The organism is Bacillus sp. RC252 (genome assembly GCF_044909215.1).
GTDB classification, from domain to species: Bacteria; Bacillota; Bacilli; order Bacillales; family Bacillaceae_G; genus Bacillus_A; species Bacillus_A mycoides.
In genome coordinates this window covers 153,158-172,699 of record NZ_JBIYDV010000011.1, presented here as the reverse complement: position 1 = coordinate 172,699, position 19,542 = coordinate 153,158, and the positions used below count along the sequence as shown (strand labels likewise).

Below are 19,542 nucleotides of genomic sequence, written 5' to 3'. Positions count from 1 at the left end.
AGCATAGATGAATTTAGAAACAATTATTGGGTTAGAGGTTCACGTTGAGTTAAAAACAAATTCGAAAATTTTCTCTGCGAGTCCAACAGAATTCGGAGCGGAGCCAAATACACAAACAAGTGTAATTGACTTAGGATACCCAGGGGTACTTCCTACTTTAAATAAGGAAGCAGTTAACTTTGCAATGAAAGCCGCAATGGCATTAAACTGTGAAATCGCAACGGAAACGAAGTTCGACCGTAAAAACTATTTCTACCCAGATAATCCGAAAGCTTACCAAATCTCTCAATTTGATAAGCCAATTGGTGAAAATGGTTGGATTGAAATCGAAGTAGACGGTAAAAAGAAACGTATCGGTATTACACGTCTTCATTTAGAAGAAGATGCTGGTAAATCAACGCATGCAGCTGACGGTTCATTAGTAGACTACAACCGTCAAGGTATGCCTTTAATCGAGATCGTATCTGAGCCAGATATGCGTACTCCAGAAGAAGCATATGCGTACTTAGAGAAGTTAAAATCAATCATTCAATATACAGGTGTATCTGATTGTAAGATGGAAGAAGGTTCTCTTCGTTGTGATGCGAATATTTCACTTCGTCCAGTTGGACAAGAGAAGTTCGGTACAAAAGCAGAACTGAAAAACTTAAACTCTTTCACTTACGTGCAAAAAGGTCTTGAGCATGAGCAAGTGCGCCAAGAAAAAGAATTATTATCTGGTGGTATCATCCAACAAGAAACACGTCGTTATGATGAAGCAACGAAGAAAACGATCTTAATGCGTATAAAAGAAGGATCTGACGATTACCGTTACTTCCCAGAGCCAGACTTAGTTGAACTTTACATCGACGATGAGTGGAAAGAAGAAATTCGTGCTTCTATTCCAGAACTTCCAGATGCACGTAAAGCTCGCTATGTTGAAGAAGTTGGCTTACCAGCTTATGATGCGCATGTATTGACATTAACGAAAGAGATGTCTGATTTCTTTGAAGCAACAGTTGCAGACGGTGCTGATGCGAAATTAACATCAAACTGGTTAATGGGTGAAGTACTTGCATACTTAAACAAACAACAAAAAGAATTAAAAGACGTTGCATTAACGCCAGCTGGTTTAGCTAAAATGGTTCAATTAATTGAAAAAGGTACAATTTCTTCTAAAATCGCGAAGAAAGTATTTAATGAATTAATTGAAAAAGGTGGAGACCCAGACGAAATCGTTAAAGCGAAAGGTCTGGTTCAAATTTCTGACGAAGGAACACTTCGTAAGGTTGTAACAGAAATTCTTGATAATAATGAGCAATCTATTGAAGACTTTAAAAACGGTAAAGACCGTGCAATTGGCTTCTTAGTTGGTCAAATTATGAAAGCTACAAAAGGACAAGCAAATCCACCGCTTGTTAATAAAATCTTACTTGAAGAGATTAATAAGCGCTAAAAAAAGAGAAGAATTCTTATTTTTGAACGCTAAAATAGTATAGATTCTTAAAGATTAAACAGAAAAAACACCCGTATTTGGGTGTTTTTTCTGAGTTAATCAAACGTTTGTTTAAATGGTGAAAAATAATTTAAACAAACGTTTGATTAACTGTCAAAAGTGAAAAAATGTTTGTATAGCAACTATGGTATGATAGTTGCAAAAAGGTGGGAATAATGATAAATCTAGACATAGAGAGTTTTTTCATCTCATGAAATAATAGATAATTATTATTCATTATATGTAAATTGATGTGAGAGAATGGATAGACATAAAGTGAAACATCGGGCATTTACGGGCAGCCCGACTCCCACATAACTTCTTTGCCCCAGCCGAATTTTGAGGTGGGAGTTTTACTGCCCGCAAATAGCGGGATAAATTTCTTGGTTAAATAAAGCAAAACTATCAGGAGTGAATAGTTACTTTTGATGGGCTACACGAATCGGGTTCTTACTGCCTGTTTGAGCGGAATTAAAGAAGGATAGGAAGATGAGAGGAGGTAAGCATAGGGATACTGAATAAGGGTTCGGTGTATTCGTTTTTCAATGAATAAGGAATTTCCTGTGCTAATAAATGATGAAGCGAGCAAGAATTATTTATAATCCTACTTCTGGGCGCGAGCTATTTAAGAAGAGCTTACCAGAAGTATTACAAAAATTAGAACAAGCTGGATATGAAGCGTCTTGTCATGCGACAACTGGTCCTGGAGATGCGACTGTGGCAGCGAGGCAAGCTGCGGATCGTAAGTTTGATGTTGTTATCGCAGCTGGTGGTGATGGTACATTAAATGAAGTAGTGAACGGTTTAGTAGGACATGAGCATCGTCCAAAGTTTGGAATTATTCCAGTTGGAACGACAAATGATTTTGCGCGTGCGATCGGTGTACCTCGTGTTATTGAAGAGGCTGCGGATATTATTTGTGAAGGAACAACGGTACCGTTAGATCTTGGTAGAGCGAATGATACATATTTCATTAATATCGCTGGTGGCGGCCGTATTACAGAATTAACATATGAAGTACCAAGCAAGCTAAAAACGGTATTAGGCCAACTTGCTTACTATTTAAAAGGAATCGAAATGTTACCATCATTACATCCAACATATGTTGAAATTGAGTATGATGGGAAACTGCTACAAGAAGAAATTACGATGTTTTTAATTACGAATACTCGTTCAGTTGGTGGATTCGAAAAAGTAGCACCATATGCATCTATTAACGATGGATTATTTGATTTATTAGTACTGAAAAAAGGTTCTATCGCTGATTTAATTAAAGCAGCAACACAAGCGCAGCGTGGGGAACATATTAACAATCCGAAAGTACTATATACACAAGCGAATCGTATTAAAGTGCATTCACCTGATAAATTAATGATCAACTTAGATGGTGAATATGGCGGAGATGCACCAATGGAATTTGAAAATATATATCATTGTCTGGAACTATTTGTTCCTGAACATCAAGAGGATGCCCTGTAAAGGCATCCTTTTTTTTGCTTTCACCTCACTATTTGCGAGCAATAAGATTCCCCCACTGATTAAAGTTTCTCTATGTGCAGATGAATTGTAAATTGTAAGTTAGTTTGATTTTTATGGTATTTTTACAATCCGTTTATTTTATATCCATATTTTATTGATACACTGGAAGAGATAAGAAATGAGAGGTAGGATGCTATGGAGAAGGTAAAAGCAATACTATTTGATAAAGATGGGACATTAATGGATTTTCATTCAATTTGGATAAAAGTAGCTGAAGAGCTTGTCGCTGAATGTATAAAATTATATCAACTCCCACAGTCAATGCAGCAGGCTTTATTAAAAGAGATTGGCGTAGATGGAGCATTTGTTCATCCGCGTAGTGCGCTCGCTGCTGGAACAAGTCTTGATGTGGCCAAGGGGCTTTGTAAGTATGTTGCATCATCTAGAGAAGAAGAGATGCATCAATGGGTGAGTGAAAAGTTGTTTGCTCTTATGTACGAGCATCGTTCACATATGAGAATGACGGCAGATTTACCGAAAGTTTTACAAGCGTTAAAGGATAGAGGGTTTATTCTAGGTGTCGTTACAGCTGATGATTTCGCGCCGACAGAATTATTTTTAAAGCAATATCAATTGGAAGCTTTTTTTGATTGTGTTATAGCTTCAGATACATTTCCAGCACAGAAGCCAGATAAAAAAATTGTAGAATCGTTTTGTGAGAGATTTAATTTAGAGACATGTGAAGTAGCAGTCGTCGGGGATACACCGACGGATTTACATTTAGCGAAAAATGGTGGCGACTGTTATGCGATTGGCGTACTATCTGGTACGGGTGATCGTCAAACGTTAGAACCACTTGCAGATTTAGTATTACAATCTGTTGAAGATTTAATTTCTCATTCAGGTGAGTTTATTTGGGAAGAAGGAAAGTCTAATGTATAAATGGATAAGTCTATAAGGACTCTATATGAGTCCTTATAGACTTATTTTTTTATGCCAAGATAGTAAGAGAATGGGATGAATACTAGAAAGAGGAAGTTGGCATACATCTTGCAATATAAAGAGAAAACATTGTATAGAAAAGGATGGGGTACACAATGAACACAAAAAAATTTGCTAAGGTAAATGAACAAATTCCAGGACCGAAAGCAGCGTCTTTATTAGAACGCCGCCAAAATATAGTACCAAAAGGAGTAAGTAATGGTATTCCAACATTTGTACAGTCTGCAAATGGTGCACTCGTAACAGATGTGGATGGAAATCATTACATTGATTTCGCAGGAGCAATTGGGACAATTAATGTAGGACACTGTCATCCAGCTGTTAAAGAAGCGCTTCATAAACAAGTAGATCAATATATTCATACTGGATTTAATGTGATGATGTATGAGCCGTATATTGAATTAGCGGAAAAGCTTGCCGCATTAGCACCAGGTAATTTCGATAAACAAGTGCTGTTTTTAAATAGTGGGGCAGAAGCGGTTGAAAATGCAGTGAAGATTGCTCGTAAATATACGAAGAGACCTGGAATTATCGCATTTTCTAAAGGATTTCATGGGCGTACATTAATGACAATGACGATGACAAGTAAAGTAAAACCATATAAATTTGGATTTGGCCCATTTGCTCCAGAAGTATATAAAGCGCCATTCCCATATGAATACCGTCGCCCAGAAGGGTTAACAGAAGAGCAGTATGATGACTTTATCATTGAAGAGTTTAAGAACTTCTTCATATCAGAAGTAGCACCAGAAACAATTGCAGCTGTTGTAATGGAACCTGTTCAAGGGGAAGGCGGATTTATCGTTCCAAGTAAGAAATTCGTTCAAGAAGTACGCAGCATTTGTTCAGAGCACGGTATTTTATTTGTAGCTGATGAAATTCAAACAGGCTTTAGTCGTACCGGAAAATACTTTGCAATTGATCATTATGAGGTCGTTCCAGACTTAATTACGGTATCTAAATCATTAGGTGCTGGTGTACCGATAAGCGGCGTGATTGGGCGTAAAGAAATTATGAATGAGTCTGCACCGGGAGAACTGGGCGGAACATATGCAGGAAGCCCACTAGGATGTGCGGCTGCATTAGCTGTGCTTGATGTAATAGAAAAAGAGAAATTAAATGATAGAGCGATAGAAGTAGGGAAAGTCGTAATGAACCGATTCCAAGAGATGAAAAACAAATATAATTGCATCGGTGATGTGCGTGGCTTAGGGGCAATGTGTGCATTCGAGCTCGTTCAAGATCGCAAGACGAAAGCGCCTGATAAAACACTAGCGTCTAATTTATGTGCAGAAGCAAATAAGCATGGATTACTTCTACTATCAGCAGGAACATATGGAAATGTTATTCGTGTTTTAATGCCATTAGTGATTACAGATGAGCAACTTGAGGAAGGTTTAACAATAATTGAAGAATCATTGCAAGCTTGTTATGAGCAAGCAAATATCGCTCGTGTTTAAAGAATTGGGATAACTTAAAAAAGGGCATAAAGCTTTTCTTTTTAGGCGGAAGAGAGCATCTGGTCATATATAGAATCGATCAGCCCCTTTTCCTGCTCCATGCCAAGCTAAAACAAAGTGAGGGTGTGGTTGCGATGGCATTCTGTATTTTTCAAGGCAGCGAATTATGTGTTGAAAAATATAAATAGATTTGTATAAATAACAAATTGAAAACATTCTAGCTTACTCTATATAAAATGCAGAAAATTCACTTTATAATAAAGGTAGTGAAGTGAATCGATGGATTTAAAGTAAGGGGTGGCTAGGATGGTTGCAGAAAAGGAACGAGTGTTGATGGATTTACAAGATGTATTTGAATATGCATTTGACGAAATTTTTGTTACGGATGATAAAGGAATCGTTGTACGTGTAAATAGCATGTGTGAAAGACATTACCAGCTCTCTGCTAAGGAATTGGTAGGAAAGCATGTAAAAGAACTACAAAAAGAAGGGATTTTTTATCCGTCTGCAACGTTAGAAGTAATTGAAAAGAAAAGGCCAGTTGAACTTGTTCAAACAACGAAATCAGGAGAGTATTTGCATGTTCGTACAAGGCCTGTTTTTGATGATGAGGGAAATTTAAGAAGAGTGATTAGTTATTCTCGTGATCTTACAGAACTCTATCAATTACGTCAAAAGGTAGAGGAAATGGATAATCAGTTAAAAACATATAAAAAAGAATTAAGAGAAACATATGAACACGAAGGACTTATTTTTAAAAGTATCACTATGCAAAAAATAATCGAAACAATAAAAAAAGTATCTGTAGTAGATAGTACTGTTCTCGTATTAGGTGAGACTGGAGTGGGGAAAAGCCGATTAGTACGCCATTTGCATGAAGTGAGTCACCGGAAGAATGAAAGTTTCTATGAAATTAATTGTGCGGCATTGCCGACGAATTTAATCGAATCTGAGCTTTTTGGATATTCAGGTGGGTCTTTTACAGGTGCAAATCGTGAAGGGAAAAAGGGGCTATTAGAATCAGCGCATAAAGGAACCCTTTTCTTAGATGAAATTGGTGAAATGCCGCTTGAAATTCAAGCGAAGCTTTTGCAAGTATTGCAAGAAAAAACGTTTCGTCCTATAGGCGGAAGAGAATTAAAAAAGGTGGACGTTAGAATTGTAGCGGCAACAAATAGAGATTTAAGTACGATGGTGAAACAAGGAACATTCCGGAAAGATTTATACTATCGTCTGAATGTCATTCCAATTTCAATTCCGCCACTTCGGGAGAGAATAGAAGACATTTTGCCGCTCATCTATCATTATTTACAGCATTTTAATAAAAAGTACGGACGTGATGTGAAGTTAGCACCTAGTACGTTACAAATGTTTGTAGGGTACCCTTGGGAAGGAAATAATAGAGAGATTGAAAATGTAATTGAACGAATTGTTATCACTGCAGATGATTTTGTAATGGTAGAAGATTTGCCACTATCTATGCAAGAGGCCACAGTTGAACAATCCGGACAAAGTCTTTATAGAATGCTGGAAGAGGTAGAGAGAAATATTATTCTTAAAGCGTATAAAACGTATGGATCAAGTTATAAAGTGGCTGAGTTTTTACAAATAAGTCAATCTGCTGCTACTAGGAAGATTAAGAAGTTCATAGAGGAGGAAGAAAACATTGGATAAAAAAGCGACGTTCGTAAACTTAGAGAAAAAAGCGATGTATATAAATGGTGAGTGGATTACACTGCAAGAACAAATCGAAGTGAATAATCCAGCGACAAAGGAAGTATTTGCAACTGTACCAAAGGGCGGGATTACAGAGGCAAAGCAAGCAGTTGATGCTGCACATGAGGCTTTTAAATTATGGTCAAAATTAACGGCAGCGGATCGCGCAGTAAAGTTAAAAAAATGGTTCACGCTCATTGATGAAAATAAAGAAGAAATTGCAGCAATCATGACGAGAGAGCAAGGGAAGCCGTTTGCAGAAGCACTTGGTGAAGTAAATTATGCAAATAGTTTTGTTGAATGGTACGCAGAAGAAGGAAAGCGAATATACGGTGAAATGATTCCTGCTTCTCATCCGAATAAGCGTATTTTAGTTATGAAGCAACCAGTTGGGGTTATGGCAGCTATTACGCCTTGGAATTTCCCGGCTGCTATGATTACGAGAAAGGTAGCTCCAGCACTTGCAGCAGGCTGTACGGCAGTTGTGAAACCAGCGAGTCAAACGCCATTAACTGCATTGAAGTTAGTTGAATTAGCACATGAAGCAGATATTCCAAAAGGTGTAATAAATATTGTAACAGGTAGTGCAAAAGCAATTGCTGATACGTGGATGGAAGATGAGCGCGTTCGAAAAGTTTCCTTTACAGGATCAACTGAAATTGGAAAAGAATTAATGGCTAGCGCTGCGCAAACGATGAAAAAGGTTTCGCTTGAATTAGGTGGTCACGCTCCATTTATTGTTATGAATGATGCTGATTTAGATAAGGCGGTAGAAGCGGTAATTGGTTCGAAATTCCGTAACGCAGGACAAACGTGTATATGTACAAACCGCATCTTTGTTCAAGAAGAAGTGTATGAAGAATTTGCAGGGAAGTTCACAACAGCTGTAGAGCAGCTTAAAGTCGGAGATGGATTCGGCGAAGGAACAACTGTAGGTCCACTTATTGATGCGAATGCAGTTTCGAAAGTACAAGAACATATTGAAGATGCAATTCAAAAGGGCGGAGAAGTTTTATACGGTGGCCATAAATTTGCAGAGTTAGATGGTTATTTCATTCAGCCAACAGTAATTGGATTGGCAAATGACACGATGCTTTGTATGAATGAAGAAACATTTGGACCGGTTGCACCAGTTGCGAAATTTAAAACAGTTGAAGAAGTAATCGAACGAGCAAATAATACACCATATGGCTTGGCTGCTTATATTTTCACAAAAGATATTAGCCAAGCATTCCAAATTAGTGAAGCGTTAGAGTACGGAATTATCGGCTTAAACGATGGCCTTCCATCAGTTGCACAAGCACCATTTGGAGGCTTTAAAGAAAGTGGTATCGGCCGTGAAGGAGGCCATTTCGGTATCGAGGAATATTTAGAAATTAAATATATTTCGTTAGGACTATAAGTAGTATACTAGAATCTCTATAAGGTAACAGAGAAGGAGATTCTAGTATGGTATATTGGCTATTATTACTCGTAACAATTATTTTTGAAGTAGCTGGAACGATTGCGATGAAGTTATCGAACGGTTTAACAAAGCTTGTTCCAAGTGTACTTATTTTCGTATTCTATGGAATTTGTTTCAGCGTGTTTGCTATCGTTGTTAAAAAGATTCATTTAAGCATTGCTTATGCAATTTGGTCTGGTGTGGGAACGCTACTTATTACAATCATTAGTGTGTACTTTTTTAAAGAGCATATTAATTTATTCCAAGCATTTTGTATTCTCTTTATTGTTTTAGGAGTAATTGGACTGAAAGTGTCATCGGCATCATAAAAGGCTATCTTCCGGCGTGGAAGATAGCCTTTTATTTTTATTAAAACGCCCAGTTACCTTTACGGAAGATCGGTTCATGTCTTCCATCAGCTGTAATACCGTCGATATCAAGCTCAGCTGATCCAATCATGAAGTCTTCGTGTGTAATACTAGCGTTTGCGCCATTTTCAGCAAGTTCTTCTTTAGACATTGTTTTTCCGCCAACTAAGTTAAATGCATAAGCATTTCCGATTGCAAGGTGGCAAGATGCATTTTCGTCAAATAGCGTATTGTAGAATAAAATATTTGTGTTTGAAATTGGTGAATCATGAGGTACTAAAGCTACTTCGCCTAAGAAGTGAGAACCTTCATCTGTTTCCACTAAATGTTTTAAAGCTTCCTCACCAGATTCAGCTTTATAGTCTACGATACGTCCGTTTTCAAATGTTAACGTAAAGTTATCGATAATGTTACCTGCAAATGCTAACGGTTTTGTGCTAGATACTTGGCCGTTCACGCCTGTTTTAAGAGGCATTGTAAATACCTCTTCAGTTGGAATGTTAGCCATAAATGCTACGTTCTTTTCATTTAAGCTACCAGCACCAGCCCATACATGCTTCTCTGGAAGTTCGATTGTTAAGTCTGTTCCAGGGCCTGTATAGTGAAGAGCTTTATAATGTTTTTCGTTTAAGTAATCTACTTTTGTATGTAGTGTTTCATCATGTTCTTTCCATGCTTCCACAGGATTTTCTAAATCAGCACGAGTAGCTTTGAAGATAGCATCCCATAGTTTTGTTTCTTGTTCTTCTGGCGCTACGTCAGGGAATACTTTTGCAGCCCATTCTTTCGTAGGAACAGAAATTACGCACCAGCTTACTTTATCTGCTTGTACATAATCACGGTATACTTTCATCGCTTCTCCAGCTACTTTATGAGCTGTTGCAATTTTCTTTGGTTCTACACCTTTTAATAGATCAGGATTCTCTGCATAGATGGACATAAATGCAGCGCCTTCTTTTGCTAATTCTTCACGAGCATGTGCTTTCCAAGAAGGGAATTCAGAGAAAGCTTCTTCAGGAGCTAGATCGAATTTTAAGCGTGTTAACGTCTCATCATTCCAATCAACATATACGTGTTTTGCACCAGATTGATATGCTTTTTCTGTAACGAGGCGTACAAACTGTACAGCCTCAAGAGGTGCACTAATTGATAAAGTTTGTCCGGGCTGAATATTAATACCAACATTGACTGCAAGGGCAGCATACTTCTCTAACGTTTGTTCAAATGACATATGTATAATCTCCTTTAGTTTGAAAGATTTCTTACTATATATAATACAAGAAAATTCTAAAAATATATATAAATATAACGTAAAAAGAGAGCTCAAAATGTATTGAGCTCTCACATTTATTTAATGGAAGAGGCGAATTGCTCCACAGTAGTTGTATGGTGTATGCGAACACGCTTCATTTTTAACAACTCATCAGGTTCACCCTTCGTAATGAATTGTCCAGGCTTCGTTGTTGTTGCAAATTGATAGTATTTCTTCGTTTCTGCGACAACGTTATCGTCTACATGACCGAATGGATAAGCAATTGCGATAACAGGCTTACCTGTTATTTTTTCTAGCTTTTCTTTTGATCCTTTTAACTCTTCTTCATAGTTTGTAATTTTCGGCAAGTCTGCATGTGTTGCTGTATGAGATTGTACAGAAAAAATACCTGAATCAACCATTTCTTTTATTTCAGATGTAGAAAGGGCGCCTTCTACATCAACGTTATCAACAATCATATATTCCGTTGCCGCTGGTTTAAAAGTATCATCTTTTAGCATTTGTAAAATGTGAAATGCATTCATATTATTTTTCATACCGTCATCAAATGTAACGAAAATCGGCTTGTTTACTTTATTTATATCGCCCCAGCGTTCAAATGTTAATAATGTATAACCATTGTCTTTTAAATACTTCATTTGTGCTTCAAAGTTAGCGGGCGATACGAATAAATCTTTAATACCTTGTCCATGATAATCATCAATTGCGTGGTACATAAGAACAGGAACTTTTTGCTCGAAAGTAATAGTAGATTTTGTAAGTGGAATAGCTTTTCCACCCTCTGTTGTTCCTGTAGCTTCAATTTGATATTCACCGCGTTTCCCTTCAAATTCTTTTATATCAAAGGGCAGTGTAAATTGTTGATCTTTCTCTTTAGAAGAAAAAGATTTAGCACTTTCCTTTCCATCAGCAGTGCGCCAAATTTTATATTGTACTTCGGTTAAAGAATCCTTTATGTCTGTAATATGAATATTTGCGTTTGTAGATTCGTGCGTAATTGGATTATAAGAAATTTTACCTTGTGTTTGTACAGTCGCTTCTTGTTTTTTTACTTCTTGTACCTTTTTCTCTTTTGCAGATTCTGGGCTAGCATTATTTGTGTTACAGCCTGCTAGAATGGCAGACGTACATAAAGCAATTGCTGCGTATTTTCTCATAAAATCACCTTCTATTGTGTATTATGTTGCATACTTACATTAAAATCCCCACCTCTGTAAGAGAGGTGGGGATATACCCTTGTTCATCATATCATTTTTAGATATGGGATAGGTTAGTGACTTTGAATAGAGGTATTCTTTCGTTTCTTATTTGATTTGATAATGATATAACCTACTACAAAAATAAGAGGGATGATGAATACATAGATTGGCATTCCCCACACATAATAGCTTTTCATGCTTAAAACTAGTAAGTGTAAGAAGTCGAAAAGGGCGTGGGCTTTCATAATATCCTCCAATGTTTTTTACAAATTATAACATTATAAGTTTCTGATTTGTATATTTTGGTAATTAATTTAAGCTAATTTTAAAGTGAGAGAAAGGCTTGTTAATATGTAATTTTGCATATATGGATAGTTTTTATTAAAACATCAGGATTTTAAACTATAATAAGAAACGCTATAAATTTAAGTAAGAATGATGTACGGAGTGGAGAACAGAGATGAAGTATAAAAAATTAGTATATATCCTGCTCATATCGCTATTCATAGTCGGTTGTCAAAGTGAAACGAGTAAAGCGAATAGTGTGGAAGAGTATATTCCACAGCATCTTATGAATGCGGAAGTGACGGCGGATATTATGACATTAGAGATGGATCCAGATGCTCTTAAAAAGGTAGGGAATATTGGTCAAAGAATGAGAGAGCATCTAGTGAATAATATGGAATGGTATTTAAAATACGTAGAAGAGCATGCAGAGAAAAAAAGTTTTCCATATCATCCTAATTTCGGTGTTACAAAAGAAGAGTATGAGTTTGTACTAAATGCAATTGATCAAAGTAAATTGGTTAATACAAAGGATGGAAAGCTGAAATTCAAGAAAAAAAGTGACCATGAAGTAGAGATTTTTTCAAGTGAAAGTATAAAACTTCTTAAATATATAGTTATTGATACGGAGAAGAATACAGTAAAAACATCTCTAGGCGAATGTGAATATTTTGGAGAAATACTGGCATCGCCAGAACAGAAGTTAACTGGTCCTTGGCACGGAAAACAATGGATGTTAAAAAAAGATGACTTAATATATATGTTTTCTTTAGGGAAAATGGAAACAGGAAATAAATCAATTATTGATATTTCGGTGAAAGGTGAATATAAGGGAGAAATCCTTAATAAGGAAGAGGTATTAGAGTTTTCTTCAGTTTCTTAAATGATGATAATAAAAAAATCACCTTGCTGTCTAAGCGAAGGTGATTTTTTATTAAATAAACAATCCAGCGATTGTTGCAGATAAAATAGAAGCAAGTGTTGATGCAAATAGCATTTTCCAACCAAATTTAGATACGATGCTTCCTTGTTTTTCAGAAAGGGCACGGATTGTACCAACAATCGCACCAATTTGGCTAATACTTGCGAAGCTAATTAAGAATACTGTAACGATTCCAACTGTACGTGGAGATAATGTTGCAGCAGCGCCTTTTAAATCAAGGATTGCTACGAATTCATTTAAGACAATCTTCGTACCCATAATACCACCAGCTGGGATAATATCTTGAGTTGGAATACCCATTAAGAATGCGAATGGAGAAAGTATATAACCGAAGATTTGTTGTAAAGTAACAGCATATCCCATTGCACCTGAAGCAGCGCTAATTACGTAGTTTACAACTTCCATAACACCAATGAAGGCAATCATTAACGCAGCAACGATACCAGCTACTTTTAAACCATCAAGCGCACCGTTAATCATAGCGCCGATAAGGCTATCTCCGAATAGGTTTCTATCAAATTTTTGAACCACTTCGTCTTCTTTTTTCGTATCAACTGGTGTTAATAATGAACAAACGATTAAGCTTGAGAATAAGTTTAGCGGAAGAGCCGCTAATACATATTTCGCATCTAACATCATAACGTATGATGCTGTTACAGAGGCAGAAACTGAGCTCATTGCAGAACAACAAATGATAAACATACGGTTTTTATTAAAATGTTGTAAATCATTTTTAATAACGATTAACGCTTCACTTGAACCGAAGAATACAGAATTTACTGCGTGGAATGATTCAACGCGTGGTAAACCAGTAATTTTTGAAAGTGCACCGCCGACAATACGAACGATGAATGGTAAAACACCTAAATAACTAAAGATAGAAAGTAGTGCTGAGAAAAATACGATAATTAATAATACATTTAAGAAAAAGACAAAATCTCTTTGAATTCCATTAAAGAGAAAATCGACACCTGTCGTACCAAGTTTAATTAGTTTGTTGAAAACTTTACTAATGAAGATGATAATTTGCTGTCCGATCTTTGTGCCAAACATAAACCAACCGATTAAAATTTGGAAACTAATCATAATAGCAATTGCACGGAAGTTGATTTTACTTCTATTGTTTGACAAAGCAAAGCATAAACCTAAAACGACAAGAATACCGATAATGCTCATTACATATTGCATGTAGTTGCCCCTTTCAGAAGTTCGTATAAAGTTTTTACATAAAACGCTCGTTATATTACTAAAAATAAAGTAATGGAAGTTTCATGTCATACGTAAGATGTCTGACCTTTTTGAAAAATAAAAAAAAGACTCCTATTGATTCACTTTCATCTATAAGAGAAAGCTAATCAATAGGAGTCTTTTTTATACATAGGCTAATATTCATTAGTTTTCCCCATAGTCCAGCAATTTAAGGTTGCCGGGTAGAAACTCTCGATCCATATTATCGACTATATATGAGGTAACATCGTCCGTATTAAATTAGTAGTAGCGTAACATTAGTAGAGAACTATCGTCAATAGCTTTTTTTCTTCCAATAGAAATAGACCATATAAGTATGATAAAATGTAACGCAGTGTTATGAAAAAGAGAGGTCGGAAAATGAGTACAAAAATGACGCCACCAGTTGAAAAAAACGAGTTTATAGATGTAGTGTTTGAAGATTTAACACATGATGGTGCCGGTGTTGCGAAAGTGAAGGGATATCCTATTTTCGTAAAAAACGGATTACCAGGTGAGGAAGCGCAAATTAAAATTATTAAAGTGAAGAAAAACTTCGCGTTTGGTCGTTTAATGAAGCTTCATCAAGAAAGTCCATATCGTAAAGATGCAGAATGCCCCGTGTACAACGAGTGCGGAGGTTGCCAGCTTCAGCACTTAACGTACGAAGGACAATTAAAAGCGAAAGAAAAACAAGTACGTGACGTTATGCAGCGCATCGGCGGATTAAGCGATGTTCCTGTTCATCCTGTACTTGGCATGAAAAACCCGTGGGTATACCGTAATAAAGCACAAGTACCAATTGGAGAACGCGAAGGTGGACTTGTAGCTGGTTTCTATCGTCAAGGAACGCATGACATCATTAATATGGAATCATGCTTAATTCAGGCGGAAGAAAACGATACATTAATTCAAGAAGTAAAACGTATTTGTGAAAAGAACGGTATCTCGGCTTACAATGAAGAGCGTAACAAGGGAACACTTCGCCACGTAATGGCTCGCTACGGACAAGTAACAGGGGAAATTATGCTTGTCTTCATTACACGTACAGCTGACCTGCCAAATAAAGAAGCAATCATTGAAGAAATCGCAGCGAAATTCCCAGAAGTAAAATCAATCGTTCAAAACGTAAACACGAAACGTACAAACGTTATTTTCGGAGACAAAACGACAGTACTGTACGGATCAGAATATATTTATGACTTTATCGGTGACATTAAATTTGCGATTTCAGCACGTTCATTCTATCAAGTAAACCCAGAACAAACGAAAGTGCTATACGATAAAACGTTAGAATACGCAAAGTTAAATGGTAACGAAACAGTAATCGATGCCTATTGCGGAATCGGATCAATCTCCTTATTCCTAGCGCAAAAAGCGAAAAAAGTGTACGGTGTTGAAATTGTTCCAGAAGCAATCGAAGACGCAAACCGAAACGCAGCACTAAACAACATGACAAACGCTGAATTTGGCGTGGGAGAAGCAGAAGTAGTTATTCCTAAATGGTATAAAGAAGGCGTAATCGCCGACACAATGGTCGTCGACCCACCGCGTAAAGGCTGTGATGAAGCACTACTAAACACAATCATCGACATGAAGCCAAAACGCGTCGTATACGTATCATGTAACCCAGCAACATTAGCACGTGACTTAAAAGTACTAGAAGAAGGCGGATATAAAACGCAGGAAGTACAACCTGTTGATATGTTCCCGCATACGACTCATGTGGAGTGTGTAGCTTGGCTTAAGTTGGTATAATAGGAAAGCAGTTGATATAGAAAAAATCTATGCCATCTGCTTTTTGGTTTATCCCGCTATTTGCGGGCAGTAAGACCCCAACTTCAAAATTCAGCGAAAGCAAAGAAGTTAGGTGGGGGTTAGGCTGCCCGTAAAAGCCCGATTGGTGAAGGCTAATAATCAGTGGGGGATGAAGAAAACCCCCACTGATTAAAGTTTCACTTTATAAAAATACCATTCATAAGCGATTTTAGTTAAAATAAATATTACTGATTTTCACAAATTATAAATTGAGAGTTTGAAGATGTATTCATAGTGAGAGGATTTGAATTTGAAATGATAAATAATTTTTGGCGTGATTTACCACGACCATTTTTTGTACTTGCACCAATGGAAGATGTGACAGATGTTGTTTTCCGTCACGTAGTAAGTGAAGCTGGTCGCCCAGATGTATTTTTCACAGAGTTTACAAACTCGGATAGCTATTGTCATCCAGAAGGTATGAAAAGTGTACGTGGCCGTTTAATTTTTACAGAAGATGAACAGCCGATAGTGGCGCATATTTGGGGAGATAATCCTGAATATTTCCGTCAAATGAGTATTGGTATGGCAGAGCTAGGATTTAAAGGTATCGATATTAATATGGGCTGCCCTGTACCGAACGTAGCATCAAGAGGAAAAGGTAGTGGCCTAATTCTACGTCCAGACGTTGCGGCAGAACTTATTCAAGCAGCAAAAGCGGGCGGACTACCTGTCAGCGTAAAAACACGACTTGGCTTTAAAGAGTTAAATGAGTGGGAGGATTGGTTAACGCACATTTTCAAACAAGATATTGCAAACCTTTCTATTCACTTACGTACAAGAGAAGAAATGAGCCAAGTAGATGCACACTGGGAACTAATTCCAGAAATTAAAAAATTACGTGATCGCATTGCACCAAATACGTTAATAACAATCAATGGAGACATTCCTGACCGTCAAACTGGAATGGAACTTGCTGAAAAATACGGTATCGATGGCGTTATGATCGGACGAGGTATCTTTAAAAATCCGTTTGCTTTTGAAAAAGAGCCGAGAGAGCATAGCAGTAAAGAACATCTTGATCTTCTAAGACTGCAGCTTGATCTTCAAGATCAATATGCAGAAGTACTACCACGTTCAATCACAGGGCTGCATCGCTTTTTCAAAATTTATGTAAAAGGATTCCCTGGAGCTGCTGAATTAAGAAATCAATTGATGAACACGAAATCAACTGATGAAGTGCGTGCGTTGCTTGATAAGTTTGAAAAAGAATGTTGATGGGGACAGTGAAATTCCTTTGTAACCGATAACCCTTCTTTTAATAAAGTTTGTTTTCTGAAAGGTACAGCAGTGTAAACTGTACCTAATGTCAAATTATCTTAAGGTGCGAGATTGTAGTGGATATCAATCACAGCATCTTCAAATACCGTAATCTTCACAATGAAGCGTTGAAGAACTTGTTTCATATCTTGCTGGTCTTTAAAATTAAAAAACCTTTTACTATTTTTTGAAGGCTTGGGTGTTAATACCTAAGTCCTTTTTTCTTCTAATTGAAATTTCAGTTCTATTTTTCGACTTGTAAGGAACATTTGCTAATCAGCAATTAATTGATTCTTTTCTTTAAACCATTCCTTAGAGATGGTGCCTTCCGCATGTAAACTGACAGGCTGTTAAATTGATTACTCAGCTTTTCAGCTTCAAGTCTAATTACTTCTTTTAATAGTTCTGTTTGTGCTCTAGAAGCGTTTTTCTCTGCAATAACATAAAGTTTATTAATTTTAATTAGACCTTTTATACGCTGAATAACCGACCATTTCAAGCAGTTTCTTTTCCTCTATAATGTGACTTTCACAGAAACTGGAAGATTGTTTAACAGAGCTACCGCAAATATAGGATCCGTTTCTTTGATCTGATTTGAAGTGCCATAAAAAATTGAGAGCGATTTATGGATAGAAAAGAGTACAAGTATACATGAATTATTCATCCAATTGTTTTAGTTGTTATAAGGATTTCTTCGATTTGCATGAGACTACTCCGAGATAATAAAAATGCCTTCTTTTAAAATAATACAAAAATAAATAAATGAAATAAGATAATTTTACTCTTATCAAAATAAAATATGAGAGTAAAATTGTGAGGTTTTTATAAGTTAGGTTTTAATCTATGGCATAAGTATGTTGTTGACATTTGTGTCAGAAGAAAAGTTCTACATGCTACCTGAGGGATACTAGTTCCTTAATGCATAATAAATAGAACGATTATTAATGTTTTTCGATAATTAATATACCTGAGCACAAATAATTACTAACAAAATAAAAACTAATACCTAGTAGGAGCAGAAATTTTATCAATTTTTTCTTTCTATATGGAATTTTATTAGGATACTTATGTTTTTTATGTAAACGTTAGGCGAATATGGAGGCTGGGCTATAAAGCTTTTCATCGGAAATAAAAATCCTCCATGTTTCTTGCTGTTTATCTTATCAAGGTGAAGTAGCTGTTTGTGATTTAAGTAGTTTTTTTATGTATAAATTTTTAATTTTTTTCACAAGCACCTGAAGGACTAATAACATGAATACCATGTTGAACAGCAGATAGCGAAACATTCTTGCAGCAATTACTCCTTTCTAAATCATAAGGGATGATTTGTTAATATAATACATGTTAATTCCTACTGCATGTATTATAGCAAGAAATGAGGGATATGAAGCAGGAAAATTTATAGGAAGAACTTATTATAGTAAAATAAATCTGAATATCTTTAAAACGTGCAAAACATATACGCTTTGCTTGGATAGAACTAAGATATTATTTTAGCATATGTTAAGAGTTCACCATTCTACTAATAGCATTGTGTGCACTTTTATAAAAGGAATTGAATTTTTTGGTTCAAAAGGTAGGTATTCAAATAATAACTTAATCTTATTTGTGATTTGTTTTTTTAAGGTGAAGTTCGACCTTTTATGTAGAAAATGTAAAGGTGACTATCTTGGATGGTCCTTTTAAAGGGGAAGAAGGAATTATTTAATAGATAGATAGTCCATATAGCACTCGTATTTATGGGAGGTAAAAGATTTCTCGATATAGGTATCCAAATGTTGACATCGAAAAAGGGGAATGGTACCATTTAAATAAAATAAAAGTGAAGCTGATCATTATTGTGGTATATTGGTGTAGGTTTGACTTCATAGTACTCCATCGTAGTGTATATGTGAATATAGACGATTGGGCGAAGTTATGTCTATTAAAAAATAAAAAAGAAGTTCTGATAAATATAGTTGATAAATTTCTATGAGATAGTAACAATTTTATCATAAGTTGCCCGGCGGTTAAATCTGGTGCAATACAATTATAATAGTTAGAAGGTAATATATAACGTTTAATTCTCTAAGGGTGATTGCGAAAATTTCCTATTTATAGCTCATTTTTTTATTCAATACTAAAAGAAGTATAATACGACTCGCTTTACAGAAAATAAATTACAAACTGATATTCAGCGGAAAGTAGTATATACAGATAGACATCTAGAATTATTAAAGATTAGAGCAGATATAGAAAACGTTATTTCTGCATCAAGGAGGGGATTCGGAATTGATGATATCCCCTTTCTTGATTTAATTTTGTGAAAAATAAGGATGTAGTCTGAGATATTGGTATACAATTTCAAATCAGTGGTTAAATACAAAACAATATTGGTACCCAGGTGCCAATATTGTTTTGTAAATTTAGAGATATCCAATCGTTAAATCTTAATAAAATAATAGGTAATAAAATTAAAAGCTATGCTTTTTAGAGCGAATCATGAACTAAATGAAAAAGCGCAGTTTCTAATCCAACTCTTCGTCAGGGACTAGACTAAGTAGCAAATCTACAAATTTAGAAAATGATTTTAAAAGAAAGTTTTTCATCGTTTT

General features: G+C 36.0%; 13 protein-coding genes and 1 riboswitch. Of the genes, 10 read left to right on the top strand and 3 right to left on the bottom strand.

Going from position 1 to position 19,542, the window contains the following annotated elements:
- Nucleotides 1-7 precede the first annotated feature (7 nt).
- The 7 genes from gatB (at nt 8) to ABH960_RS17105 (ending at nt 8,904) form a co-directional block, all read left to right on the top strand.
- Nucleotides 8-1,435, top strand: coding sequence for an Asp-tRNA(Asn)/Glu-tRNA(Gln) amidotransferase subunit GatB (gatB, locus tag ABH960_RS17135; RefSeq protein ID WP_002063571.1), 1,428 nt, complete (start codon nt 8-10; stop codon nt 1,433-1,435).
- 612 nt (nt 1,436-2,047) lie between these two features.
- A complete protein-coding gene (locus ABH960_RS17130) occupies nt 2,048-2,953 on the top strand; it encodes a diacylglycerol kinase (protein WP_002010051.1) in 906 nt (301 codons plus the stop codon).
- A 195-nt stretch (nt 2,954-3,148) separates the two neighbouring features.
- Nucleotides 3,149-3,895: an HAD family hydrolase gene (locus tag ABH960_RS17125; RefSeq protein WP_404446955.1), complete on the top strand. Its 747-nt coding sequence runs from the start codon at nt 3,149-3,151 to the stop codon at nt 3,893-3,895.
- Between the two features lie 155 nt (nt 3,896-4,050).
- Nucleotides 4,051-5,415, top strand: coding sequence for a 4-aminobutyrate--2-oxoglutarate transaminase (gene gabT / locus ABH960_RS17120; RefSeq protein ID WP_404446952.1), 1,365 nt, complete (start codon nt 4,051-4,053; stop codon nt 5,413-5,415).
- Nucleotides 5,416-5,721: 306 nt separating this feature from the next.
- Complete coding sequence (locus tag ABH960_RS17115) at nt 5,722-7,089, top strand: sigma-54 interaction domain-containing protein (protein ID WP_404446949.1); 1,368 nt, start codon at nt 5,722-5,724, stop codon at nt 7,087-7,089.
- Nucleotides 7,082-8,533 carry an NADP-dependent succinate-semialdehyde dehydrogenase gene (gabD, locus tag ABH960_RS17110; RefSeq protein WP_002091321.1) on the top strand — a complete coding sequence of 484 codons (1,452 nt, stop codon included), beginning with the start codon at nt 7,082-7,084 and terminating at the stop codon, nt 8,531-8,533. Before ABH960_RS17115 ends, gabD begins: the two co-directional genes overlap by 8 nt.
- 47 nt (nt 8,534-8,580) lie before the next feature.
- Nucleotides 8,581-8,904 (top strand): DMT family transporter, encoded by a 324-nt coding sequence (locus ABH960_RS17105; protein WP_000263259.1) that lies wholly within the window; start codon nt 8,581-8,583, stop codon nt 8,902-8,904.
- Nucleotides 8,905-8,944: 40 nt separating this feature from the next.
- On the opposite strand, the gene ABH960_RS17100 is transcribed toward ABH960_RS17105, so the two are convergent.
- Nucleotides 8,945-10,174, bottom strand: a complete 1,230-nt coding sequence (locus tag ABH960_RS17100; RefSeq protein WP_404446945.1) for an aminopeptidase — start codon at nt 10,172-10,174, stop codon at nt 8,945-8,947.
- Nucleotides 10,175-10,290: 116 nt separating this feature from the next.
- Nucleotides 10,291-11,373: a polysaccharide deacetylase family protein gene (locus ABH960_RS17095; RefSeq protein WP_404446942.1), complete on the bottom strand. Its 1,083-nt coding sequence runs from the start codon at nt 11,371-11,373 to the stop codon at nt 10,291-10,293.
- 502 nt (nt 11,374-11,875) lie between these two features.
- Here ABH960_RS17095 and ABH960_RS17090 point away from each other — a divergent pair.
- Nucleotides 11,876-12,583 (top strand): hypothetical protein, encoded by a 708-nt coding sequence (locus ABH960_RS17090; protein ID WP_404446939.1) that lies wholly within the window; start codon nt 11,876-11,878, stop codon nt 12,581-12,583.
- 51 nt (nt 12,584-12,634) lie between these two features.
- Here ABH960_RS17090 and ABH960_RS17085 read toward each other — a convergent pair whose 3' ends face one another.
- Entirely contained in the window at nt 12,635-13,831 is a 1,197-nt protein-coding gene (locus ABH960_RS17085; RefSeq protein WP_404446936.1) for a NupC/NupG family nucleoside CNT transporter, read from the bottom strand.
- 197 nt (nt 13,832-14,028) lie between these two features.
- Nucleotides 14,029-14,130: riboswitch (purine riboswitch) on the bottom strand.
- Between the two features lie 121 nt (nt 14,131-14,251).
- On the opposite strand from ABH960_RS17085, the gene rlmD reads away from it, so the two are divergent.
- The gene (rlmD, locus tag ABH960_RS17080) at nt 14,252-15,628 is read left to right on the top strand and encodes a 23S rRNA (uracil(1939)-C(5))-methyltransferase RlmD (RefSeq protein ID WP_404446933.1); all 1,377 of its coding nucleotides are present in this window, start codon (nt 14,252-14,254) and stop codon (nt 15,626-15,628) included.
- 315 nt (nt 15,629-15,943) lie between these two features.
- Nucleotides 15,944-16,906 (top strand): tRNA dihydrouridine synthase, encoded by a 963-nt coding sequence (locus ABH960_RS17075; protein WP_404446930.1) that lies wholly within the window; start codon nt 15,944-15,946, stop codon nt 16,904-16,906.
- Nucleotides 16,907-19,542: the final 2,636 nt, after the last annotated feature.

Excerpts from the sequence above, each read along its gene's own strand:
- ABH960_RS17115 (WP_404446949.1), top strand. The coding sequence starts at position 5,722 with ATGGTTGCAGAAAAGGAACGAGTGTTGATGGATTTACAAGATGTATTT.
- rlmD (WP_404446933.1), top strand. The coding sequence starts at position 14,252 with ATGAGTACAAAAATGACGCCACCAGTTGAAAAAAACGAGTTTATAGAT.
- ABH960_RS17085 (WP_404446936.1), bottom strand. The coding sequence starts at position 13,831 with ATGCAATATGTAATGAGCATTATCGGTATTCTTGTCGTTTTAGGTTTA.
- gabT (WP_404446952.1), top strand. The coding sequence starts at position 4,051 with ATGAACACAAAAAAATTTGCTAAGGTAAATGAACAAATTCCAGGACCG.
- ABH960_RS17100 (WP_404446945.1), bottom strand. The coding sequence starts at position 10,174 with ATGTCATTTGAACAAACGTTAGAGAAGTATGCTGCCCTTGCAGTCAAT.
- gatB (WP_002063571.1), top strand. The coding sequence starts at position 8 with ATGAATTTAGAAACAATTATTGGGTTAGAGGTTCACGTTGAGTTAAAA.
- ABH960_RS17125 (WP_404446955.1), top strand. The coding sequence starts at position 3,149 with ATGGAGAAGGTAAAAGCAATACTATTTGATAAAGATGGGACATTAATG.
- ABH960_RS17105 (WP_000263259.1), top strand. The coding sequence starts at position 8,581 with ATGGTATATTGGCTATTATTACTCGTAACAATTATTTTTGAAGTAGCT.
- ABH960_RS17075 (WP_404446930.1), top strand. The coding sequence starts at position 15,944 with ATGATAAATAATTTTTGGCGTGATTTACCACGACCATTTTTTGTACTT.
- ABH960_RS17130 (WP_002010051.1), top strand. The coding sequence starts at position 2,048 with ATGATGAAGCGAGCAAGAATTATTTATAATCCTACTTCTGGGCGCGAG.
- ABH960_RS17090 (WP_404446939.1), top strand. The coding sequence starts at position 11,876 with ATGAAGTATAAAAAATTAGTATATATCCTGCTCATATCGCTATTCATA.
- ABH960_RS17095 (WP_404446942.1), bottom strand. The coding sequence starts at position 11,373 with ATGAGAAAATACGCAGCAATTGCTTTATGTACGTCTGCCATTCTAGCA.